Origin of the sequence: Paenibacillus sp. FSL R5-0636, assembly GCF_037974255.1 — a bacterium.
Lineage (GTDB): Bacteria > Bacillota > Bacilli > Paenibacillales > Paenibacillaceae > Paenibacillus_AQ > Paenibacillus_AQ odorifer.
Genome location: NZ_CP150232.1, coordinates 3584493 through 3606562, shown reverse-complemented (window position 1 = coordinate 3606562; position 22070 = coordinate 3584493). Strand labels below are relative to the sequence as shown.

General features: G+C 42.3%; 23 protein-coding genes and 1 pseudogene. 4 read left to right on the top strand and 20 right to left on the bottom strand.

Translation table 11 applies throughout. From position 1 onward, the window contains the following. Window positions 1-11: 11 nt before the first annotated feature. The 5 genes from MKX34_RS16320 to MKX34_RS16300 form a co-directional block, all read right to left on the bottom strand. Complete coding sequence (locus MKX34_RS16320) at window positions 12-1322, bottom strand: NtaA/DmoA family FMN-dependent monooxygenase (protein ID WP_076106626.1); 1311 nt, start codon at window positions 1320-1322, stop codon at window positions 12-14. A 208-nt stretch (window positions 1323-1530) separates the two neighbouring features. Beyond that, entirely contained in the window at window positions 1531-2328 is a 798-nt protein-coding gene (locus MKX34_RS16315; RefSeq protein ID WP_256718562.1) for an AraC family transcriptional regulator, read from the bottom strand. A 153-nt stretch (window positions 2329-2481) separates the two neighbouring features. After that, window positions 2482-2766, bottom strand: a complete 285-nt coding sequence (locus MKX34_RS16310; RefSeq protein WP_076106624.1) for a hypothetical protein — start codon at window positions 2764-2766, stop codon at window positions 2482-2484. Between the two features lie 23 nt (window positions 2767-2789). Further along, window positions 2790-3146, bottom strand: a complete 357-nt coding sequence (locus MKX34_RS16305; protein WP_076106827.1) for an iron-sulfur cluster assembly accessory protein — start codon at window positions 3144-3146, stop codon at window positions 2790-2792. A 21-nt stretch (window positions 3147-3167) separates the two neighbouring features. Continuing rightward, window positions 3168-4571 carry an MFS transporter gene (locus tag MKX34_RS16300; protein ID WP_076106622.1) on the bottom strand — a complete coding sequence of 468 codons (1404 nt, stop codon included), beginning with the start codon at window positions 4569-4571 and terminating at the stop codon, window positions 3168-3170. A gap of 166 nt (window positions 4572-4737) precedes the next feature. Between MKX34_RS16300 and MKX34_RS16295 the strand changes: the two genes are divergently transcribed. Then, window positions 4738-5388: a metalloregulator ArsR/SmtB family transcription factor gene (locus MKX34_RS16295; protein ID WP_076106619.1), complete on the top strand. Its 651-nt coding sequence runs from the start codon at window positions 4738-4740 to the stop codon at window positions 5386-5388. A gap of 244 nt (window positions 5389-5632) precedes the next feature. On the opposite strand, the gene MKX34_RS16290 is transcribed toward MKX34_RS16295, so the two are convergent. From MKX34_RS16290 to MKX34_RS16270, 5 genes are all read right to left on the bottom strand, one after another. Then, entirely contained in the window at window positions 5633-6613 is a 981-nt protein-coding gene (locus MKX34_RS16290) for an aldo/keto reductase (RefSeq protein WP_076106617.1), read from the bottom strand. Window positions 6614-6682: 69 nt separating this feature from the next. Continuing rightward, window positions 6683-6880 carry a hypothetical protein gene (locus MKX34_RS16285; RefSeq protein WP_339202806.1) on the bottom strand — a complete coding sequence of 66 codons (198 nt, stop codon included), beginning with the start codon at window positions 6878-6880 and terminating at the stop codon, window positions 6683-6685. A gap of 72 nt (window positions 6881-6952) precedes the next feature. Beyond that, window positions 6953-7849, bottom strand: a complete 897-nt coding sequence (locus MKX34_RS16280) for an SDR family oxidoreductase (protein ID WP_081383900.1) — start codon at window positions 7847-7849, stop codon at window positions 6953-6955. After that, window positions 7824-8582: a carboxymuconolactone decarboxylase family protein gene (locus MKX34_RS16275; protein WP_076099156.1), complete on the bottom strand. Its 759-nt coding sequence runs from the start codon at window positions 8580-8582 to the stop codon at window positions 7824-7826. Before MKX34_RS16275 ends, MKX34_RS16280 begins: the two co-directional genes overlap by 26 nt. 205 nt (window positions 8583-8787) lie before the next feature. Continuing rightward, on the bottom strand, window positions 8788-9846 hold the full coding sequence (locus MKX34_RS16270; protein WP_076106613.1) for an NAD(P)-dependent alcohol dehydrogenase: 1059 nt from the start codon (window positions 9844-9846) through the stop codon (window positions 8788-8790). A gap of 271 nt (window positions 9847-10117) precedes the next feature. Here MKX34_RS16270 and MKX34_RS16265 point away from each other — a divergent pair, with 271 nt between their 5' ends. Continuing rightward, window positions 10118-10666, top strand: a complete 549-nt coding sequence (locus MKX34_RS16265; RefSeq protein ID WP_076099158.1) for a TetR/AcrR family transcriptional regulator — start codon at window positions 10118-10120, stop codon at window positions 10664-10666. 100 nt (window positions 10667-10766) lie between these two features. On the opposite strand, the gene MKX34_RS16260 is transcribed toward MKX34_RS16265, so the two are convergent. The 3 genes and pseudogenes from MKX34_RS16260 to MKX34_RS16250 all read right to left on the bottom strand — a co-directional run bounded on the left by MKX34_RS16260 (window position 10767) and on the right by MKX34_RS16250 (window position 12852). After that, window positions 10767-11129, bottom strand: coding sequence for a cyclophilin-like fold protein (locus MKX34_RS16260; protein WP_076296635.1), 363 nt, complete (start codon window positions 11127-11129; stop codon window positions 10767-10769). Window positions 11130-11178: 49 nt separating this feature from the next. Continuing rightward, window positions 11179-11766, bottom strand: coding sequence for an NAD(P)H-binding protein (locus tag MKX34_RS16255; RefSeq protein WP_076296636.1), 588 nt, complete (start codon window positions 11764-11766; stop codon window positions 11179-11181). A gap of 103 nt (window positions 11767-11869) precedes the next feature. Further along, window positions 11870-12852: pseudogene (locus tag MKX34_RS16250) on the bottom strand (aldo/keto reductase). Window positions 12853-13053: 201 nt separating this feature from the next. On the opposite strand from MKX34_RS16250, the gene MKX34_RS16245 reads away from it, so the two are divergent. Continuing rightward, window positions 13054-13599 carry a TetR/AcrR family transcriptional regulator gene (locus tag MKX34_RS16245; protein ID WP_076296637.1) on the top strand — a complete coding sequence of 182 codons (546 nt, stop codon included), beginning with the start codon at window positions 13054-13056 and terminating at the stop codon, window positions 13597-13599. A gap of 353 nt (window positions 13600-13952) precedes the next feature. Here MKX34_RS16245 and MKX34_RS16240 read toward each other — a convergent pair whose 3' ends face one another. Beyond that, window positions 13953-14096, bottom strand: coding sequence for a hypothetical protein (locus MKX34_RS16240; RefSeq protein WP_176462520.1), 144 nt, complete (start codon window positions 14094-14096; stop codon window positions 13953-13955). A 224-nt stretch (window positions 14097-14320) separates the two neighbouring features. On the opposite strand from MKX34_RS16240, the gene MKX34_RS16235 reads away from it, so the two are divergent. Further along, window positions 14321-15133: a class I SAM-dependent methyltransferase gene (locus MKX34_RS16235; protein ID WP_076296638.1), complete on the top strand. Its 813-nt coding sequence runs from the start codon at window positions 14321-14323 to the stop codon at window positions 15131-15133. A 93-nt stretch (window positions 15134-15226) separates the two neighbouring features. Here the strand turns inward: MKX34_RS16235 and MKX34_RS16230 are convergent, their stop codons facing one another. The 6 genes from MKX34_RS16230 to MKX34_RS16205 all read right to left on the bottom strand — a co-directional run bounded on the left by MKX34_RS16230 (window position 15227) and on the right by MKX34_RS16205 (window position 22056). Continuing rightward, entirely contained in the window at window positions 15227-15418 is a 192-nt protein-coding gene (locus MKX34_RS16230) for a hypothetical protein (protein WP_036677120.1), read from the bottom strand. Between the two features lie 128 nt (window positions 15419-15546). After that, window positions 15547-15810 carry a hypothetical protein gene (locus tag MKX34_RS16225; RefSeq protein ID WP_081383901.1) on the bottom strand — a complete coding sequence of 88 codons (264 nt, stop codon included), beginning with the start codon at window positions 15808-15810 and terminating at the stop codon, window positions 15547-15549. A 159-nt stretch (window positions 15811-15969) separates the two neighbouring features. Continuing rightward, on the bottom strand, window positions 15970-16557 hold the full coding sequence (locus MKX34_RS16220) for a DUF1349 domain-containing protein (protein WP_076099164.1): 588 nt from the start codon (window positions 16555-16557) through the stop codon (window positions 15970-15972). Between the two features lie 137 nt (window positions 16558-16694). Next, window positions 16695-17705, bottom strand: a complete 1011-nt coding sequence (locus tag MKX34_RS16215) for a phosphotransferase (protein WP_076296639.1) — start codon at window positions 17703-17705, stop codon at window positions 16695-16697. Window positions 17706-17866: 161 nt separating this feature from the next. Continuing rightward, entirely contained in the window at window positions 17867-19666 is a 1800-nt protein-coding gene (locus tag MKX34_RS16210; RefSeq protein ID WP_339202791.1) for a fibronectin type III domain-containing protein, read from the bottom strand. 83 nt (window positions 19667-19749) lie between these two features. Then, the gene (locus tag MKX34_RS16205; RefSeq protein ID WP_081383902.1) at window positions 19750-22056 is read right to left on the bottom strand and encodes an exosporium glycoprotein BclB-related protein; all 2307 of its coding nucleotides are present in this window, start codon (window positions 22054-22056) and stop codon (window positions 19750-19752) included. Between the last annotated feature and the right edge of the window lie 14 nt (window positions 22057-22070).

The following is a 22070-nucleotide window of genomic DNA, read 5'->3' as shown; positions in this document are numbered from 1 at the left end:
ATTTCTCTTTTTTAAATCCCTAAATGCTCACGGAAAGTGCTTCCAGTATATTCACTCCGGAATAAACCTCTTTCAACCAGCTCCGGTACCAACTTCTCAAAAAACAACTCCATAGATTGTTCCGAGCCGCCTGGCAAGGCGATGAAGCCATCCATAGCCTCCGCATCAAACCGTTCAATAATATCGTTCAGCACATCCTCTACTGTCCCGACAGATACCCAATGTGCAGATCCGACAACCTCCGGCCTGTCCAAGATTTCTTTCACTGTAGGCTGGTTTTTGATAATATACCGCCGTAACAATTCGGCATGAGTCCGGCTGCGGACGGCCTGACTGGAATCGGGTAATATATCGTCAGTTACTCGCTTATCTAAGGGATAACCGCTTAAATCAAGACCCATCACCGATTTGAGCGAAGCATGTCTGCGTTCAAGGCTTAAATTCGCATGTGCAGCCTTATGTAATTCAAGTGCTTCTTCGCGCGTATCGGCCAGGAAAAAATATAAGCCCGGCAAAACTTTGATAGCATCCGGATCACGGCCCTGCTCAGCCGCTCTTCTTCTCAGATCATTCCTTAGTTCCACTCCCGATTCGATATCCGGCATTGCCGCAAAAATAGCATCAGCTACAGATGAGGCGAAATTCCGTCCAATGTCTGAAGCACCAGCTTGAAATAGCGGCGGTGTTCCTGATTTGTGAGCAGGCAAAGTAAGCGGCCCTTTTACACTGAAAAATTCCCCGGAATGATTAATAGCAGTCACTTTATCCTTATCCGAAAACATACCTGACTGACGGTCGATAACAATCGCTTCATTCGGAAAACTCTTCCAAAGCTTGCGTACAACATCCGTGAATTCCATAGCCTTGGCATATCTTTCTTCCGGTGACGGCATAGGTGAATCGCTGAAATTATCGGCACCTTCAATCGAAGTGACAATATTCCAGCCGGCGCGTCCATTGCTCAGCCAGTGTAAGGACTGCAATTGCCTTGCAACAACATACGGCGGATTAAAAGTAGTGGAAATCGTCGTTACCAGTCCGATCCGCTCGGTTTCACGAGCTATCGCTGCAAAAAACAATGCAGGGTCGGGGCTGCCGAAATTTGAGGAGTCTCCTATCATCTGCGGGCTAACATACAGATAATCAGCCCTGAAAAGAAAATCGAGCTTTGAATTCTCAGCCATTTTTGCCAAATCAATATAGTAATCAATAGACTCCATCTTCTCTACTCCGCTATCCGGGTGCCGCCAGCCGTCTCCTTTCATCCAGGTTGCATTTAAGGACAGGCCAATACATAATTGTCTTGGTCTTTTTTCTGTCATATCTACCAGCCTTTCATTTATAAATCAATTTACTGATAATGATTCTCAGTTACAAAGGTGAGTTTATCAAAAATTTAAATAAATTCAAATGTACAAATCTCAAATCCAGCATGCATCATTATTTAATCTAAATAAAAAAAGTCTGCACTTCTGGCTTATCACCAGTAGCTGCAGACGTAGTTCAAGTAAAAGAAGCTCATTATGTACATTATTTATAAGCAGAGGGAGAAACACCGAATTTCTTTTTGAATAATCGGCTGAAATATAGTGGATTGTCATAACCAACACGGTCAGCAATCTCGCGGATAGGAAAATTACCTGCTTTGAGTAATTCACAGGCCCGTTCCAAACGATAATTAACGACATAGTCGATTGGTCGTAGTCCCGTATATTTATGAAAGAGGTAAGAGAAGCGGTTGGCACTCATTGCATGCTGTTCCGCTAACTCACCGAGTGTAAGTGAATTCATATAATGAAGTTTAATATACGCAAGAGCTTCGTCTACCATTTTTTGATTCGGAGAACTATCGTTCTCTCTGTAACTGCACGCAATCAGAACCTGATGCATCAGGCTTAAGAACAACTCCTTGATACGCAGCTTCCCAATTTCTCCGGATGGATGGGCATTCTGATGGAGCATAATTAGTAATTCAATAATCTTTAGATTCGCTCCCGGCTCCAGCTTGAAATGAGAGTCAAATTCGTGAGTACTATTCATTTCTTCCGGCATATCCAATTTATAAAAAAGTGAGTAATACTCGAGCTCAGATTGTCCTATAACCTGCGAATCCATCTGCATGCCCGGAGCAGCATGAAAAACTGATCCTGGCCGTAATTCATATACCGTTCCGTTCACACGTATTCTGGCTCCCCCGCGAATGATAAATAAAAATCCATGCTTAACGGTGGTGAATTCACTTAATAAGCTTTTGGGCTGGATGACTAAGCGGCTTCTATCTTCTATTTCATAGACACCTTTAGTAAATGCCTTTGCTAATTTGTCCAAATTTATCAATGTTCTGCACCTGCTTCCTAGCACCATGCTTCTTTTAAAATCAGATCCAATTCTGATATTTATTTAAAACAGTATAGACAATAGTGTGCGAAATTGCTAGAAGTGTAGTAGATATTCTAATGTACATTGTACCCAAGAAGATGCTCAGGAGATTTTGGTTGAAAATATGCCGTTTTCATTACAATCAATTTGAAGAAGTTCATCCTGTAAAATCCAAACATCAGTTTTTTCAACAAAAAAATGAAATCCGCCAATGGATTGAACCCATGCGGGATCGATCGGTGTAGCACTTGCATTAATTCCAACAGTGAAGGCATTTGAGCCTCCACCGGCATATTTTGCATAAATTCTTACATATTGGTCCTCTTCCAAACCCCATTCATTCTTAAATGAATCCAATGCTTTTTCGGATACTGCAAATGATATCATTCCTCTTCTCTCCTTTCTGCTGTTCAATCACATTTTTTTATTTCGCCACGATAATTGGCCATTCTGAAACTGGCTCCGCATCCACATGAAGCTTTTGCATTAGGGTTATTCATAGTGAATCCGCCTACCATTCCACTCTCTTCATAGTCAATTTCAAGACCGTCAATATAAGGAATACTATTCGGGTGAACCAATATACTAAAATCCTTTTTATTTAATACAATATCCTCTTCTGCCTGCTGTTCATCTACGACTAGGGTATAGGATAATCCACTGCATCCCCCTTCATCAACACCCACTCTAAGGAATGGATTTCGGATATTCGCACTTAATAAGATTTCGGCGATTTTTTCTGATGCCTTATCACTGACCTCCATGATCATTGTGAACTCCTCCTTCGTTTATTTGTTTTTCAAACCTAAAGATTGGATACCCGTTCCTATCTGTTCAGCTACTGGTGAGATCCGAGTGCTCGCAAATAAACTCATTACAATCAACAAGAGATGGAAACCCATTGCTACAATTAATCCGGATTGGAGTGACATTCCGCCAGCCTGACAAACCACAAGAATGGAACCGCCGATCCCGATAACTACACCGGGTGTAAAAGAATCCGCAAATTGCAGATTTGCCGAGGTGTTGCCGACACCTCCTTCTCTTGTCTGAGAAAACGCCACAACACCGCTAATCGGATGCGCCAATCCAATGCCGATTCCAGCGATGATCTGTCCAAAAACTGCAACGGTAACGGTCACCACGGGTATCCAAAATACGATAGTAATCCCTATGGCAAGCAGCAATACACCCAGAATAATTCGCGTATGCCGTCCACGCCCCTGATCTGCCGAATCCCACCGTCCTTGCAGATACGCTATGACGCACCAACTCAACGCAGCACTCGCTACAATCAATCCGGCCTGAGAAGGCGTTATTCCCTTCACATCGATTAGAGCCAATACCAAGAAATTCTGTGTGCTGGTATAGGCAGCGAAGAACAGCCCACGTGTTGCCAGAATAGCTGGCATGCCTCTTCGAAGCGTAAGAGTTCCCTTCGGCAGCAGTTTGCGGAGCGGAAATATCATCAGTACTAAGCCGATAAGGACTAAAACAAATCCCATAATACTCGGAAGCATGCTTAGACCAACCAAGAAAATCCCTGTACCCATCGTTAACAGTAAAGCCATCCAAGTCGATGAAGCTCCGATATCCCCTTGTGTCTTCGGTGTTTTTAATTTCGTGAACGCAGGTAAACTAAGCAGCGCTGAAATTATCAGGATCGGTAATATTCCCCAGAAAACAAACCGCCAGGACCACTGATCTGCGATAAGACCTGCAACGTATGGACCGAGCATGGACGGAAGAACATAGGCCGTACCAAATGCTCCTAGTATTTTGGCGCGTAATTCATCCGGGTAGCTTAAGGATATTGCTGTGTACACACAAGTCATCATAGCTCCGGCACCCAAACCCTGCATGGCCCGTGATCCTATCATGGTATACATATCGCCTGATGTTGCGGCAGCGATCAACCCAACGATAAACAAAAGTAGTGCGATAGTGAACGGTACTGCAGGTCCTCTTCTATCTATGATTCGACCGACGACCAGAGTTCCGATAATCTGCGCAAGCAGATAAGTACTGAATATCCAGCCAAACAGGCTAAGGCCGTTCAAATCTCCAGCAATTGAAGGGGCAATGGTGGTTACGGACAGACCTTCGAATCCAACGGCCATCACTGACAGAATAATACCTATGGATAGTGCAAAATAACATGGGCTGAAAATACTTTGATGATTAGACGACATGAAATGTGACCTCCAAGAAAATTGGTATGTATACATCGTATCCGGACACTTAGTAAACAATTTTGTTTATAATGTCTAAGCTACAGTTCAGCTTTGACTTTGTCAACATTTTTGTTTAAAATGTAGTCTGTGATGTAGATTTAGTTGCTTCAAAAGGAGGTGCACCTTGAGCCGAAATCAAACCAAAAAGGATGTCTCAACCAAGACCCGAAGAGCGATCATTGATCTGTTAAAGCAGCAAGGGGGAATGGATGTTATGGCACTCTCCTCGCAGTTTTCGCTATCTGGAATGGCTATTCGTCAACATTTGAATGCGCTGAAAGAAGAAGGGCTGGTTACTAATAAAGAAGAGGCCCGTCCCATGGGGCGGCCCACCAAGCTATGGATCTTAACCCCCGCGGCCGATCGGTTTTTTCCAAGCGGATATTCGGATTTATCCGTCAGTCTGATCCATTCCATGAAAGAAGCTTTCGGAAACGAGGGGCTGGACAAGCTGCTGGCTGTTCGGAATAAGAATATGCAAGAACAATATCTTCAGCAACTTGGTGATACAGCAGACGTTAGAGGGAAGCTGGAGAAACTGGCCGAGATTCGAACAAATGAAGGCTATATGGCCGAGGTTAAGGAGCAGGATGATGGCAGTCTTTTATTCATTGAGAAACATTGCCCGATCTGTGAAGCTGCTGCTGTATGTACCGGGTTATGCAAAAATGAGTTACATCTATTTAAAACTGTTCTAGGTAATAATGTTCATATTGAACGGGGGGAGTACATATTAGCGGGAGGAAGAAACTGTGTATATACGGTTAGAATCTGACAATTGCTGTGGCACTTTCCAAACGCCTGCCATGTCACACATGAGCATCCAATGACTAGCGATATGAACCATTATCATAATATTCATTACAAATAGATAACAACCCACAGCCAAGATTTATAATAAAAATGATCTTGGCTGTGGGTTGTTTTAGTTTAACTTTACCCCGTTATTTAATGTTACATATTCCATTTCATTTCTTCCTCAATTTAACTACGATATCCCTTATTCAGAAAAAATAGGTTCACTGAGCTCCCACTATAGAATGCGGAACATATAGTTCTTCTAGTGATGAAATTTCTTCAGAGGTTAATTTCACAGATAGAGCTTCTACTGAATCTTCGAGTTGAGAAATTTTCGTAGCACCTACAATAGGAGCAGCTACAGATTCTTTTTGCAGCAGCCATGCAAGCGCAATATGAATACGGGGTACACCGCGCTTCTCTGCAATTGACGCCACTCGCTCAATGATCAATCGATCTGCATCAATAGTAGAATCATATTTTGCTTTTTGAATTAGATCTGTTTCGGATCGTTGCGTGGTTTCCGACCAGTCGCGAATCAGTCTTCCAGATGCTAATGGACTATAGGGAGTCACCGCAATTTTTTGGTCCTTACAAAGTGGCATCATCTCCCTTTCCTCTTCGCGGTAGATGAGATTCAGGTGATTTTGCATGGATACAAAACGAGTCCATCCATTTTTCTCAGCCACATGTATTGCTTTTTGAAATTGCCATGCATACATAGCAGAAGCACCGATATATCTGGCCTTTCCAGACTTCACCACATCATGCATAGCTTCCATGGTTTCTTCAATTGGCGTGTTGTAATCCCAACGATGGGTGATATAGAGATCTACATAATCGGTCCCTAGTCTCTTTAGACTTTTATCTATCTCGCTCATTATAGCTTTTCGGGAAAGCCCAGCACCGTTTGGACCTTGATGCATGCGCCCCCAAACCTTTGTTGCGAGGACAATTTCATCCCGATTTGCATAATCCTTTAGAGCTCGTCCTATAATCTCTTCACTGGTTCCACTTGCATAGATATTCGCTGTATCAAAAAAGTTGATGCCGAGGTCCAGCGCTCTTTTTATAATAGGACGGCTGTTCTCCTCATTAAGCACCCATTGATGCCCTTCTGGCTGCACATCTCCAAAGCTCATACAGCCTAGGCAAATCCGAGAGACATCCATACCTGTATTTCCAAATTTAATATATTCCACAATGTAAACCTCCTTCTATTTATATAGATTAATTTCTACAGTTGTTCAAACCATTCATCATCGACAGCTTCAAACCATTCTGTTTCCCCTGGAGTCACCTGTTTTAAGTAATTGGGCAGATTTTCCTTCTTCTTGATACCACCCGTTGCCGCCAGTAATTAACAGAACTTGTCCAACGTGATGAGCGTGCCAATTATTGCGAGCACCTGGAGCAAAGGTTACATTTCCAATTGCAGTATTAAGTGGAGTAGGATCTGTAAACACCATTTGCAAATAAGCATCACCCGTAAAGTTTGCTTTAACTTTTTCCCCTAACGGAAAAATGGTACTGTTATCCTCTTATTCTCCCGCAGAAAAGTCAGTTGAAGCGGCCAGTTCAGTCTGCGTCTCGTAGTCAGCAATACGGGCTTTCAAGGTCGAAACGGTGTTTGCCAGTGCTTGAGAACCGAGTACCATTCTCATTGGCGCAGGTTCTTGATCAACGCTCTCAATGATTCGGGAAACCATACGCACTGGATCACCGGGAGCTAGTCCATTGGAAGGGTCGAGCATATTCAAGAAGCTGTGCGCCGGATTTTCATCGTATTCTGGCATCAGGTTCGCTACCTGTGCACTGCCATATCGAAACTCGGTACGGGCGCCTCCTGGCTCAACCAATGTAATACCAATGTTAAACGGTGCAACCTCTTGAGCGACCGATTCGCAAAATCCCTCAATACCAAATTTGGTGGCATGGTACATTGAATTACCTGGAAAGGCAACCTGCCCACCATAGGAGGAGATCTGAATAATTCGCCCGCCACCCTGAACACGCAGATGCGGCAGAGATGACCGAATTAGCTGGATGGATCCAGTTAGGTTAGTCGCGATGATATGATCAATCTCGGCGTCTGAGAGTTCCTCGGCTGCACCGAAAAGGCCATAACCTGCATTGCTTACGATAACGTCGATATGTCCAAACTTCTCAAAAGAGCCGTCAACAAGTTTATGAATAGCAGGAACATCGGTTACATCCAGTGTCTCGCAAGTGAAGGTATCGGGATAATTCTCGATGAATTCGGCGACCTTGTTTTTGTTACGGGCAGTTCCGATAACCTTGTCACCCTTCTCAAGAAGCTGTTTTGTCATCTCATAACCAAAGCCACTACTAACACCAGTAATAAGCCATGTACTCATAATTAATTCCTCCAAAATTTTATTTCGTTCTTTTTTAATTAGATTTCGCTGCTGCTTCATTCACACATCGTAGAGCATTCAGACTGCGCGGGTAACCTATGAAAGGTAGGCATTGAGATATAATTTTGATCAGGAATGACTTATCATTTCCAAGCCTGATATTGGCGGCCGCATGGCTGGTTAACTGAGGTTCACACCCACCCTGGGCAAAGAGAAAGCAGAATGTAATCATCTCTCTTTGTTTGTAGTCGAGTCCTTTTCGGGTATAGTAATCGCCAAAGCAGTTAGCAGCAAGCCAATGATTAATGTGTCGACTCTCTTCCGGACCGGATTTCCAGAATTGTTCCATGCTTTCTCCAAAAATTTCTACTTGTGCTTGAATTCCTGCTTCTAAACGATTCTCTGTGGTTGTAGTTGCCTGACTAGGTAAAGGTAGTTCCACACCTCCGGCAGTCAAAATATCATTTACCGCATGCAGAAAGGGAAATACCCTTCCAATGCCAAGGTAAGGCACTGACTGATAGACAATTTCCTTCGCTTCCACAGGAGTAACACCAAAGTTTAGTGCTGCTGGAAGCATGGCTTTAAACTCGTCAATCCCTTGACAGCCAATTAAAACAGAGAGAATGGCCATCATACGAGTACGATCATCCAAATCGTCCTGATTTACCACTTCATCAAAGGCAAAGTTATCGAACCGTTCAATAAAATCTGGATCCGTTGTTAATAATTTAGATTCATAGCCTGGGAACATTCTTTCATGGTACTTATTTGCTGCCTCCGTTATTCTCATGATTCAAACCTCCTCTTAATTTAATAAAAGCTGGTTTATCGCTTTCTGTAGATACTTTTCCGTGAGATCTCGATTCCTATTAAAAGTTTATCCTTTTCGGTTATTTCATAGTCGACTTATCTACCCCAATAACGGTATGGAAGTTACAGATAAACTAAAGATGAGTCAATCCTTTGATTGACCCATACTTCATCAGAATAAACAATTACAATGTAGACATATCGATTACAAACCGATATCGTACATCACCACGAAGGACATGTTCATATGCCTCGTCAACTTGGTCCGCACGAATGACTTCGATCATTGGAGCGATTCCGTGCTCAGCCGAAAAGTCGAGCATCTCTTGAGTTTCTTTGATACCACCAACGTTTGATGCAGTTATGCTCCGACGCCCAGCAAATAAGGAAAAAACATTGTATTGATCTGGTTTGTTTGGCAGACCCAAATTAACTAATGCTCCGTCCACATTAAGTATGGATAGAAAGGCATCGACATCTATATTCGCAGAAACTGTGTTTAAAATTAGATCAAATTGACCTGCCAACTCAGTAAATGTGGCGGGATCATTTGTTCGATAATAGTGATTTGCACCAAATGCAAAGGCTTCTTCTTTTTTGTTCAAATTATGACTTAGGACAGTTACTTCAGTGCCCATCATATGGGCAAACTGAACTGCCAGATGACCAAGTCCTCCCATTCCCACAATCGCAACCTTCTTACCTGGTCCAGCGTTCCAATGTCTAAGAGGCGAGTAAGTGGTAATGCCTGCACACAACAGTGGGCTTGCCACATCCAGTTCTAAGGCATCCGGAATACGTACAACAAACTTATCTTTCACAACGATTTTCTGACTATATCCACCATATGTTAGATTTCCGTCGTAATCTATAGAATTAAATACGACGACGACACCTTTCTTACAAAACTGCTCTTCTCCTCTGAGACAGAAGTCACATTCCCCGCACGAGTCAACAAAGCAGCCTACGCCAACACGATCGCCAGCAGTGAATTTTGTCACACTACTACCTACAGCAGTAACAACACCTGCAATCTCATGACCCGGAACCATCGGGAAAACTCCGCTGCCAAAATCATCATGAGCATTGTGAATATCAGAATGGCAGATACCACAATATTTAATATCTATTAAAACATCATCTGGCCTTAAATCTCTACGTTCTATGGTTGTTAGTTCAAATGGTGTCTTTGCCGCTGGAACACATAGTACTCGAGTAGTAATGTTGTTATGATTGTTACACATATTACAACAATCCTTTCTAATAAAAGATGAATTCCATAATTAATGTTCATAATTATCTTAATGAACTTATGTCTATTATTATAATTGATTTGCATTTGAGGTCTATTGTCAATTTCAAGTGATTTGTGCATTAATAAATAGAATGATTGAATTTGTTTATTATTTACTGATTTATATTGAAAAAATAATAAACATTTGTTAATAATTAAAAACAAGTACAAAAATGTATTTTCTCTATATTTATGATGATAAAGAAAGTTCGGTGGGCAAAATGACTAAGGTCGATAGAAGAATTCTTAAAACCCAGGAAGCATTAAAAACAGCAGTAATTAAACTAATGGCTGAGAAAAATTTTGATGATATAACCATTCAAGATCTTTCGGATCAAGCAAATGTCAGCCGTGGGACGATTTACCTCCACTACATGGATAAATACGATTTGTTGGATAAACTTATTGAAAACCATATTAATGAGCTTCAGGAGAGATGCGAAGCGGCAGCTGATTTGGATTTTGTAACTGGGTCTCTGATTTGGACGGAATACTTCGAAAGTAATTACGATTTTTTCTCCATGATGTTAGCGAGTAAAGGAGCGCCTTTCTTTCGCAACCGGTTCCTTGAATTTTTGATTGAAGAGTTCAAAGATGAAGTAGATAACACAAAGGGGAAAAACGAAGGGCTAAATAAAGATCTTGTCGTACGATTTGTGGCTTCCTCGTATGTGGGCGTAGTTGAATGGTGGTTTACGAACAAAAGGCCTGTAACTCATCAAGTATTAGCAGAACAGTTAGGGGCCTTGTTGGATAGAATTTGTGAGTAATAGGTGCAAGTTCTTGGCTTAATCAAAGATTGTACCCATAAAACAGAAAATCCGCGCTGGGCGCGGATTTCGTACAGTATATTTAATATTTTATTTTTCACTAGTTTATCTCAACTTTAGCCTTTACAGTAGCACCCGCTACGGATAACGGTAGGATGACATCCTCATTTACATCTCCGATATGCACGACCTCATAAGGAGCAATATGTGCGTCATCAAAAAGCACTGTAAAAGCACTCCAGCCATCATAGTAGTATATGCCACCTGCATGTGCATCTGAAGTCATAGGAACTCCCTGAATTGATGGCTTGTTAGGAAGTGAACTGTAGTATTCGTGACCTGCATATCGTTGCAGGGTTAATTCCATTGGTAACATATTTAGTATATCTTCTACTGTACGGTTACTGTTTAATGTTGCTGTATATTCTTTTCCATCTAAAGTTAATTTTATTGACTTCCCCATTGCTCTCTCCACTCTCCTGATGAATTCAGAAGCCCATCGTATTCTAAACTTACTCAGGCTTATTCACACCCAAGCTACTACGGACTTCCAATCCCGGCGTTACAGCTAATTTAACAATTAAATCAGCAACACTCTTACGTGATACTTCCGACCCCTTAAACAATTCGCCTTTCTGAGTTGTTTCATAGTTGATTTCATTCTTATTGGTAAACCATGCGGATCGCAATATCGTATAGTCAAGATTTGAAGCCTCAATGACTTGAGCTGACTTTCGATATGGGTTTAAAATGCTACCATATTTCTCCCCTGGAACTTCATCATAAATGCCCATAGAATTGATGAAAATAAGGCGTTTCACGCCGCTCGCATTCATAGCTTCTACAATGTTCTTAGCCATCTTTTCCAAGTTGCCCGCTAGATTGGCATAGACAACGTCTTGGCCTGCCATTGCTTTTTCTAATGTTTCCATATCCATAACATCGCCTTCAAAGACACGAGTGCGATACGGATCAAGTTTTCTTAGGTTGCCAGCATTCCGTAGGAAAAGCGTTAACTCAGCATCCGTTTCTTTGAGGAATAAATCGATAGCATAACCAGCAATTCCTCCGTTTGCTCCAAGAATCAATACTTTGGTCATAATTAATACTCCCTTTCATCTTTAAAAGTTAAAGCTTTGACATATCAATAACAAATCTGTATCGAACATTACTTTTGAGGACTCGTTTATACCCGAACTTAGATTAGAACGTCATACCCAGAACTGGATGTGGCACATAAGATTCTTCCAATAAGTCCATTTCTTCAGGTGTCAACTTAATCGAAAGTGCAGCTACTGCGTCTTCAATATGAGAGATTTCAGTTGTTCCAACAATTGTAGATGTAACGGGCTCCTTGTGAAGCAACCAAGCAAGTGCGATTTGTGACATCGGTACCCCCCTTGTTGCAGCAACTTCGGCTACATGTTCAACGACTAGTAGATCTGAATCAGCTGTTGAGGAATATATCGCTGTTGCGATTGCATCAACTTTGGCACGCTCGTCCGTTCCCCCCAAGGTCTTGCCAATCTTCCAGCAGCCAGCGGACTCCAAGGCATTACTGCGATTTTATCTTCCTTACATAGTGGCATCATCTCTCTCTCCTCTTCTCGGTATAAGAGATTGTAATGATCCTGCATAGCTACAAACTTGGTCCAACCATTACGGTCAGCAGCATGTTGTGCTTTTAAGAACTGCCAAGCATACATCGTGGAAGCGCCAATATATCTAGCCTTACCTGCCTTCACGACATCATGCAAAGCTTCCATAGTCTCTTCTATAGGCGTATTGTAATCCCAACGGTGGGTATAATAGAGATCGACATAATCGGTTCCTAGACGCTTAAGTGTTTTATCAATTTCACTCATAATAGCTTTGCGGGAAAGCCCACTACCATTTGGACCTTCACTCGTTGGGTAAAAAACTTTAGATGCTAGGACGATTTCATCCCGGTTGCCATACTCCTTTAGGAGCCGTCCAATGATTTCTTCACTCGTTCCGCCCGAGTAGACGTTCGCAGTATCAAAAAAATTGATTCCTACATCAAGTGCTTTTCTAATCATAGGACGACTGCGTTCTTCATTAAGTGCCCACGGAAAATCGCCTCGTTCTCCTATACCAAAACTCATCCCTCCAAGACAAATTCGTGATACATCCAAACCTGTATTTCCAAGTTTTACATATTCCATTCTATAGTTCCTCACTTTCATTTCGTTATATTTTTTAGATGTACCGTATAAATTAACTTGAAAGTTGCTCTGTTAGGTTACATCTGTGTATTATTATATATAGATATTAAAGGTCTACAATTACTAATTGACCGATATTTGTGCATTAGTTCACAGATTGATTCAAAATAGCTAATATTTATAGAAAGCAGTGATCCTCATATGCCTAAAGTAGATAGAAGAATACTTAAATCTAAAGAAGCGATAAAACAAGCGGTTATTGAACTTATTTCCGAAAAAAACTTTAATCAGATTACGATACAGGATATTTCCGACAAAGCAAACGTAAGTCGTAGAACGATTTACCTTCATTATCTAGATAAATTTGATCTGCTGGATAAGCTTATTGAAGAACATATTAATGAACTAGAAGAACTGCGTAATGCATCAGTTGAAATGGATTTTATAGATGGAGGTTTGATTTGGTTTGAATACCTAGAAAGCAATTATTTATTCTTCTCGACGATGTTAGCCAGTCAAGGCGCCCTCTCTTTTCGTAATAGATTCCTTGAATTTGTCATGGAAGGTTTAAAGGATGAAGTGACTATAGAAGAAGGGAAAAATGAGGGGTTCAATGAAGAGGTAATTCTTCGATTTATTGCAGCGGCTTATGTAGAGGTAGTGGAATGGTGGTTTAAGAATGAAATGCCTTATCCACCTCGTGAAATGGCCAAACAAGTGGGAGTATTGATAGAGAGGATTGTATAGTCAGTATCTTAAACAAGGATGAATTATCCCAATTTCACGTAGCCATTCAGATACAGCTTCTTGTGCAGTTGTCACTTCATTACACTCTATATCAAAGCCTTCTAAGACGTTTTGCCTCCGGGACAAGCTCTCTGATCATTTCAAAGCTCTGTCCAGGTCCATATCCACATGAGTAATAAAAGGTACGATGGTTTTTCCTGAAAAATCATATTCAGATATAAACGATGCAATTGGAGCAACTTGAATAGGTTCCTATTATTCGGAGTTTGTTATAGTTTTCAATATGGCGTACATCCAATAACTTTAACGTCGCTTGATCTGCAGTCAAACGGACAACCAGATAATTGCGCTATTTAGTGAACAAACCCATAGGCATCCAGATTGGCAAAATAATTTATTGAGATCACCTCGTATAGGTCCTGATGATAGAATCGCCATTCTAGCGAATGGAGCAGCAAGAAAAATTGATCCTGACCGTAATTCATATATCGTTCCATTCATACGTATTCTTCTCCCCCTGCGAGTGAAACAGAAATTCATGCTTTATTATAAATGGAAGTTTTAGTGGAAAATTTTGGGTAGATATGTTAATAGAAAAATGGTAGATTATTCTATGGTTGATACCTCAGCTTGTTCGTGTTCGATATATGTTATTAGGATTACGCGCAAGTCGGGAGATATGTTTAGGCTTATATAATCTATATTTGGGGCGGGTGTCTGCATGGACAAAAATTCTGGTTATAGAACAAACGTTATAGGCGCGGGTGAGGTTGGCGTCGCCATCTCGGTCGATATGAATACGAATGCTATTCATGAAACAAACAGCTTATTTTGGGATACAAAAGGAAATGATGTTTTAGGAGCTACCGCACTACCTTTATATGGAGCATTTGTCTCAGAAGAACAATGTCAACTTTTTGGTGATGTCTCAGGGAAAAAGTTGCTGGAGATAGGCTGTGGAAGCGGTCAATCTTTGCAATATTTGGGGGAACGCAATGCATCTGAACTATGGGGTACGGATATATCAGAGAATCAAATCGAAAAGACTAGGCAACTTTTGACGGCGCACGGACTTTCAGCAAATTTGATCTGTTCTCCCATGGAAGAAGAATGTGGCCTGCCAGAGGATTATTTTGACTTTGTTTATTCGGTTTATGCCATAGGCTGGACAACAGACCTTGAGGGTACTTTTAGCCGGATTGCTTCTTACCTTAAAAAAGATGGAACATTTATTTTCAGCTGGTCTCACCCTATACACAAATGTGTTGTTGCAGAAAATGATATGCTTGTTTTCAAAAAATGTTATTTCGATGAATCTTGGTATTCAGTATCTCTTGAAGAAAGTACGCTAACCTTATCGGATCGTAAATTATCAACCTATGTGAATGCGCTCTCTAAAGCTGGATTTGTTATTGAGCAAATGATTGAGCAATCTGATGATGAACTTATGCAGTCGCGGGACGATAAAAGCGATTTTGCAAAAAAAGCAAAGATGCTTCCTGTAACTTTTGTAATTAAAGCAAGAAAACTCTAGCATCCGATACCTATTGAACAACCTTACAACGTAATAATTATTATTCTAAGCCGATCCAGAAAAGGATCGGCTTATTTGATAGCTTTTTTAAGATCAATCTTGTCTGTTCTCAACAGATTTCATACGGTTTTGATCATCTGGCACTCGGTCATTACTGAATTCCTGGCCTGCTTCTACTTCACCATGACCGGAAGCACTTCGGGCAAAATTTGTGAACTGCCTCTTCTGCTCATCTAGCTTATGTTTACTTTTAAGAAGCTCCTGCGGATCTTGATTTGTCATCATTATCACCTCGCAAAATGGATTCATGCTGTTTATTCGCACTACATAAGTTTTCCATAATAGAGCGGTGCTTATGCAAGATAAAAAAACTCCTGCTCACCATAAGCAGAAGTTTCTAAATGAAGTTCTATTTAACGAAAAATATCAATTATTTTATGCAAAACAAGGTATTCCAAAACAACAATCCCACCGCAAATGAGTATAAAAAACTGAAGTCTTGCCGTATTCATTCTATCCTTCCAATACTCTCCCCGGAATAAAGAAATGATGTTAGGCGTAAAAGTATGCCTAATCGATTCGTTATAATCATCATTATCCTCGAAGAACACGCGAAACAAAAATCTATATACTGGAATATTTAAGAACAGTAACAAAATGATCATCACAAGACTCAATGTCCTCTCCTCCCAAGATCCACTTATCCTAATTTTACCACATGGATAACTGTAGAAAATGGAAACTGATGACAACTTTATAACCGCTCCACTAAAAAAGACCTTTCCTTTATAGGAAGGCCATTATTGAGTAATATTCACTTTCAGCTGTGTAAACGACTATTTATGCTCCAACCACTTACACTCAGTAATTTCCATTTCCGTGAAAACGCCTTTAAATGAAGAATTCTCTGGGCTACAAGCATATAAGCCAAAATTTATTTCCTCATTCCCTTCAAACAAATGAAAAATACGCATCTGTTCAAACGTAGTTCCATCCAAAGAGCTTTCAATACAGAAATCACTTTCACGTCGACTTAGTCTATAATACATTGTTTTAATATTTGCATCGATATCTGTTGTTGCCCAATCTGAATATCCGTGATTTGTAACCACACTTCCAAGTCTTTGGAATTCCTCATTTTCATATTCTACCGATGCTTTGAACCAATTGTCACTGTCCTGATAGATGACTATCCCACACTGCTCGTATCTATTTGCACTATCATAATCTGTTCTTACTATAAATGAAAAATACTTCTCAGCAGTTTTCATTAACAGTGCAGGTGAATTATCATTTCTAAAACCATAATAGGTTCGTTGCCAAAAATCTGTATTCGGCATCGTTACAAATTCAATCCTGTTTTCTGTAATAGAATAATCATTGATTGGATTTATCCAAAAAAGCTGTTCTTTATTAAAGTTCATTGCTCTACTCCTCACTTTTTATAAAGTTTTGTCAACCATTTTCATTGCTAAGATTCCAAATACAATTTAAATAGTTTTCAGCAGTTCATCCTAATAATACCATTTGAAGAATATAACGCACATCATTTTCTAATCTTTTATATTGAAGTATCCAGAGAATTAAATAAAAAGGTTGTCCCGTTCACATAAGCTCTCAAAATCGCTTGAGCATATGGCTGCTCTTCAATCAAACCCTCGGTCTCTAGCGGATTCTCTGCATGAAAGCTATAGGCTTCGATTATTGCCATGACTAAGAAGCACTCTAGCTTCATTATATGTTCATCTTCCAGCTTTCTGATTCTCTGATATCCTTCGACGAAATAAGCTCTTTGTGTTGGGTATAATCCCATAATAGCCTGAGCTATATCGTAAAGATGGTAGCCGAAGCCACACCTGCCAAAATCAATAGGGTACGGTTCATTATCCTGAAAAATGACATTTCCATTATGTAAGTCCGCGTGGATCATCCCATAATTTTGTTCATGTCTTGTGATCGTTTCGAGACATGTTGCCACTTTAGTGGCAGCTACGGAATACAACTTAAAACCCTCATCCGATATGAAATGTTTGCGATGTAGACTTAGGTGATCCCAGTCCCGTTTAAAGCTCAGTGCACCCCAAGAAGGACGAGTAAAGCCGCTGGAAGGACTAAAATCAGAGCTGGCCTCATGAAGCTTTGCCATCAATGATCCTGTTTTACGGATGCCCTCCTCCGTTAGTTCGCTTTTGTCTACATGCTTTCCCTCGACCCATCTCATTAAGCTCGAATAAAACCGTTGTCCGTCACACACCGACGTTTCCGTAATAAAGGCCCCTTCACGATTGATTACAGCTTCGGGCAAGATGAGGCCCTTACTCTTCAATGCGAACAACCACTCTATTTCTGAAATGGTTCCTTCGCGTTGTTTGTTATTCGGGTGAATACGGAGCAAGAACTGTTCCCCCACTTCGCTTACAATGCGGAAGGTGACATGCTCGGATACTTGAATGAAGTGAATGGAGTTCCAGTCTATTTCGTATTCCTGCAAAGCATGAAAGGCCGCTTGCTTTACTTGTCTCAGAGTTCGGAGTCGATTCTCCTCAGTATTGATCTGAAAACCGTTATTCATTGCTTATCTCCTTTGTCTACCATACTTCCATCATTTTAACAGTCTAAACGGATAGCTGTAATGATAAAGAATGAATATGAAAAGATTTTTCTCTTTTTGACTCACCTATAAAAATAGGGAATTCATTGCCATTTAGGCATGAAATTCCCTACTCTTTAAATCTAATAAGATTCTTCTACAAGCGAAATTGCAACAGGTTCTATGACATTAGTATAAGTGCCATCACCAAGCTGGGCTAACCCATTATACCCCCAGGTCAGCAAGGTCCCCTCCTCACTAACCGCACCGCCGCTCATATAACCTGCACTAATAGCGACGATACGACTGCCAATGTTGAGCTTAGAAGCGAGGGAACGCTCCGACTCAGCACTACCACCGAGCTGGCCCTCATTGTTCGCTCCCCATAACCATACGTTTCCATCGCTTTTCAGAGCCATGCTATGCAAGGCGCCAGCGGATACACTGATAACTGAACCAAGATCCAAGGCTTGAACGGGAGTATAATGATCTTCGGTTGTCCCATCCCCCAAGATTCCCTTAACGTTCGTTCCCCAGCTCCATACGGTTCCGTCCTTTTTCACTGCCATGCTGTGATAAAAGCCGGCAGATACGGAAGTAACGCTGCTTAACTCAGCAACCTGCACTGGGGTCACGTGGTCGATTTTTGTGTTATCTCCGAGCTGACCGTAGGCATTGAACCCCCATGCATAAACCTGACCATCGTGGCTAACCGCTAGATTATGAAAGGCTCCGGCTGAGATCGATGCGATTGAGTCCAAACCTGCAACCTGCACCGGTAATGCACTATCCTCGGTGGTTCCATCTCCAAGCTGCCCATATGTGTTAAGTCCCCATGCCCACACCGTTCCATCGGACAACAACGCTAACGAATGCTGCTCACCTGCTTGAACCGCTATGACATTCACTAATCCAGTCACTTGCTGCGGCACAAGCTGGGGCGCCGACGTACCATTACCCAGCTGGCCCACGCTATTGCTTCCCCATGTCCAAATCGTTCCGTCCGTCGCGAGCGCGATGGAATGGTCTTGTCCAACGGATGTGGCGCTTATCTCCGGCAAGCCAACAATTCGCACAGGCTTATTACGAGCAATGGTTGTGCTATCACCGAGCTGGCCCATCCTATTATTGCCCCAAGCCCATACGGTACCATCCGGCTGTACAGTCAATGTATGAAAGGAATTCCCGTTGCCCATGCTCATAATGGGACCAACATTACTTACAACATCAAGTGTACTAACCTTCAACTCGTTACTAATTGCTGATTTGTTCCCTGCTTCGTCTATAGCTTGTACTACAAAGGTATACTCCTGTCCAGCCTTCAAGTCGACGGCCGTGTAGACCGTTGTGCTAACTGTTACTTCTGCCAACAGATCAGAGTCCTTATATAGAACATATTCCGCAACTCCGACATTATCCTCGGATGAAATCCATGCCAAGCTAATGCTATCTGATGTGCGACTGAAAAGAGTTAGCTCGGGCGTACTCGGTGATTCTTGATCGGTTAGAGGGAGTTTCTCTTCCTTCGTTGTTGGTGGGTACGCTTCCGCTGGAAGCGTACTTGCGGTTAAAGGTGGACTTGTTTTTGACACGGGTCCGGATATGTTTACGGCTTGGACCGTAAATGTATAGCTCCGGTCGGAAACCAACCCCTTCACCGTATACTCCGTTAATTCGCCTGAATCGAAGGTATAGACCACATCGGTTACGCTAGGATTGGTAGACTCCATTAGATTTACCTTATAACTCACATCCGTGTTAGAGGTTCCCTCTACGGCATCCCAGGTAAGGCGAATGCTTGTGGAGGTTGAATCGCTGACTGCCAGATTCGCTGGTGCAGCCAATAGCTTTACTTGTTCAAAAGAGCGTCCTTTTGCATCTCCTACAGACGGGAATTGAATGACGGATGGAAATATAAGAACTAACACCAACATTAAGCTCATTTTTTTTATCGGAAATAGCTTCCTTGCCATTTTTAATCACTTCCTATCAAATAAAATGGATGGTTCCTACCTCAAATCTTGAATTACTTAATCTCAATTCCGGCGCTGGCATAACCTGTTACAGTATTTATCAAGCTTAGACCGGAAGCCGTCGAAGAGAACACTAACATTAAGCGATCGCCAGCCTGAACAGCCGTATTTATGCCTTTGACTGATCCGTCACTAGTAGATCCAATAGAAATTATTCCTGTCAAACTAGGCGCCAAGGATACTGCTGAACCAATAATAGGTGTAAAACTGTTGCTATTACTATCCGCTTTATATATTTCTGCTTGAACGTTTATGGTCGTGCCTATTAAAGAAAACGCTAAAGTTGGGCTGAAAAAAGCATATATTGAAGTGATCGTACCATTACGTGGAACGATAAACGCTTGGTTGTACGGATCTTTTGTAGGATCAGAACCATTACTTCTGGTTAAATCTATTTTTCCACCTACTATACTAGCTCCTGAGTACGAACTGCCAAATCCAAGCATCGCAACTGTACCTTTTAATCCCCCGACGATTGTTGTTACAGTAATTGGTGATCCGGAAGAGAATGGAATTATAGTTGATGCGCCAGATGCCCCGGTAGCTCCGGTTACCCCTTGAATTCCTTGTACTCCCGTAGCTCCGGTTGCGCCAGTTACTCCTTGAACTCCTATTGCACCTGTAGCTCCGGTAGTTCCAGTCACCCCTTGAACTCCTTGTGCGCCTGTATCGCCAGTTACGCCTTGAATTCCCTGAACTCCTTGTGCCCCGGTAGCTCCGGTTTCACCTTTAGAGACAAGCAGGGTAAAGTCGTTATTTATATCAGAAGGTACTCCAGATGGGTTGTTTATAGTAACGATGTAGATACTTCCTAAATAAGTAACGACTTGTCCTGCATGATAGGAAGTCGCTGAATTGAACGGAGCAATGCTATCAAGACCAATGCCAGTTGCGCCAGTCGATCCGGGAGCACCGGTTATCCCTTGAATACCCTGTGCACCCGTTACGCCAGTTGACCCCATCGCTCCATAAGCGCCAGTTGCACCGTTAGCACCCGTGGCACCTGTTGCCCCATTTGCTCCGGCTGCTCCAGTAGCCCCGACAGCACCAGTTGCTCCGGCTGCACCAGTAGCCCCGACAGCACCGGTAGCTCCAGTAGCTCCGGTTGCACCAGTAGCTCCAGTAGCTCCAACAGCCCCAGTAGCCCCGACAGCACCAGTTGCTCCGACAGCACCAGTCGCTCCATTAGCACCAGTAGCCCCGGTTGTGCCAGTAGCTCCAACAGCCCCAATTGCCCCGACAGCTCCGGTTGCACCAGTCGCTCCGGTCGCACCAGTGACACCTTGCGGTCCACTTGAACCAGATGCCCCATTTTGACCCGCTGGGCCGGTAGCACCTGTGTCTCCTTTTTCCCCTTTCGAACTAGTCTGGCCTACAGCCCCTAATCCCAACACTTCAACGAAGGATGCCATTCCTCCATTATGAATAAGCGTCACCAAAGATCCCGCAGGAAACACGCCCTTGCCATGGTCCCCGAACAGAACAGATTTACTATTGATTTCGAACTTCTCTGTCTGACCGCTGCTGCTTAAGAGTTCGATCGAATTTTTGGACATCGAGACGATAGAGCCATGGATAATCCGATCGGATACCTTGCTCGCAAATATTTCAGTCTTAGACAAGATAGCTGCAAACTCGGCGCGAGTAGCCGTCTGCTTAGGCTTGAAAGTATTATTAGGGAAGCCAGATATGACCTTGCGGTTAACTGCGGCATTAATGTAGCCTGCTGCCCAGTCCGATGCGTCTGATGCATCCGAGAAACCTATGTCGCTATCCCTAAACTCGATAGCTTCGGATTCTTTGCCTGCGGCACGAATAATTAGACGTGTTATCCACTCTCGACTTGCTTGCTCTTTTCCCCAGATGACGGTGTTGGGTCTCACTTCCTCGCTTGGAATCACGAGGCCAATGTCAATCGCTTGCTGAATCCAAACAGTAGCCCAAGAATCTACGGTGAATGGCAGGCTGCCGCTAATAGCCTTAGGTTGCTCATATCCCATGAACCTGAGCACCATAACAACCGCTTCCTGATTCGTGACTGGTCGGTTAGGGCTAAAGTTTCCGGAACCGTCTCCTTCGATTACCCCAAGCGCGGAAGCTTTAGTGATATACTGATACGCCCATGAGGTAGAATCGACATCACTGTAAGCTGCTGCGCTTGCCCGGGGCAGAATACTGCTATAAGCAGGGCTCAAGGGCGCAATCAATTGACTCATCAGAATAAATGCCATTGAGCTCTTGTAAGCTAACTGCTTGCCACTTTTCTTGCCACTTGCCTTCGTCCTCTTTAATCTTGCCATTACTAAATCCCCCT

What these genes read in the sequence shown, in the direction of transcription:
- MKX34_RS16265 (WP_076099158.1), top strand. Translation starts at nt 10,118, where the DNA reads ATGACTAAGGTCGATAGAAGAATTCTTAAAACCCAGGAAGCATTAAAA.
- MKX34_RS16235 (WP_076296638.1), top strand. Translation starts at nt 14,321, where the DNA reads ATGGACAAAAATTCTGGTTATAGAACAAACGTTATAGGCGCGGGTGAG.
- MKX34_RS16310 (WP_076106624.1), bottom strand. Translation starts at nt 2,766, where the DNA reads ATGATATCATTTGCAGTATCCGAAAAAGCATTGGATTCATTTAAGAAT.
- MKX34_RS16255 (WP_076296636.1), bottom strand. Translation starts at nt 11,766, where the DNA reads ATGACCAAAGTATTGATTCTTGGAGCAAACGGAGGAATTGCTGGTTAT.
- MKX34_RS16280 (WP_081383900.1), bottom strand. Translation starts at nt 7,849, where the DNA reads ATGAAGCAGCAGCGAAATCTAATTAAAAAAGAACGAAATAAAATTTTG.
- MKX34_RS16215 (WP_076296639.1), bottom strand. Translation starts at nt 17,705, where the DNA reads ATGAATAACGGTTTTCAGATCAATACTGAGGAGAATCGACTCCGAACT.
- MKX34_RS16260 (WP_076296635.1), bottom strand. Translation starts at nt 11,129, where the DNA reads ATGGGGAAGTCAATAAAATTAACTTTAGATGGAAAAGAATATACAGCA.
- MKX34_RS16220 (WP_076099164.1), bottom strand. Translation starts at nt 16,557, where the DNA reads ATGAACTTTAATAAAGAACAGCTTTTTTGGATAAATCCAATCAATGAT.
- MKX34_RS16270 (WP_076106613.1), bottom strand. Translation starts at nt 9,846, where the DNA reads ATGTGTAACAATCATAACAACATTACTACTCGAGTACTATGTGTTCCA.
- MKX34_RS16230 (WP_036677120.1), bottom strand. Translation starts at nt 15,418, where the DNA reads ATGATGACAAATCAAGATCCGCAGGAGCTTCTTAAAAGTAAACATAAG.
- MKX34_RS16300 (WP_076106622.1), bottom strand. Translation starts at nt 4,571, where the DNA reads ATGTCGTCTAATCATCAAAGTATTTTCAGCCCATGTTATTTTGCACTA.
- MKX34_RS16320 (WP_076106626.1), bottom strand. Translation starts at nt 1,322, where the DNA reads ATGACAGAAAAAAGACCAAGACAATTATGTATTGGCCTGTCCTTAAAT.
- MKX34_RS16210 (WP_339202791.1), bottom strand. Translation starts at nt 19,666, where the DNA reads ATGAGCTTAATGTTGGTGTTAGTTCTTATATTTCCATCCGTCATTCAA.
- MKX34_RS16245 (WP_076296637.1), top strand. Translation starts at nt 13,054, where the DNA reads ATGCCTAAAGTAGATAGAAGAATACTTAAATCTAAAGAAGCGATAAAA.
- MKX34_RS16205 (WP_081383902.1), bottom strand. Translation starts at nt 22,056, where the DNA reads ATGGCAAGATTAAAGAGGACGAAGGCAAGTGGCAAGAAAAGTGGCAAG.
- MKX34_RS16240 (WP_176462520.1), bottom strand. Translation starts at nt 14,096, where the DNA reads ATGGAACGATATATGAATTACGGTCAGGATCAATTTTTCTTGCTGCTC.
- MKX34_RS16285 (WP_339202806.1), bottom strand. Translation starts at nt 6,880, where the DNA reads ATGGTGTTTACAGATCCTACTCCACTTAATACTGCAATTGGAAATGTA.
- MKX34_RS16275 (WP_076099156.1), bottom strand. Translation starts at nt 8,582, where the DNA reads ATGAGAATAACGGAGGCAGCAAATAAGTACCATGAAAGAATGTTCCCA.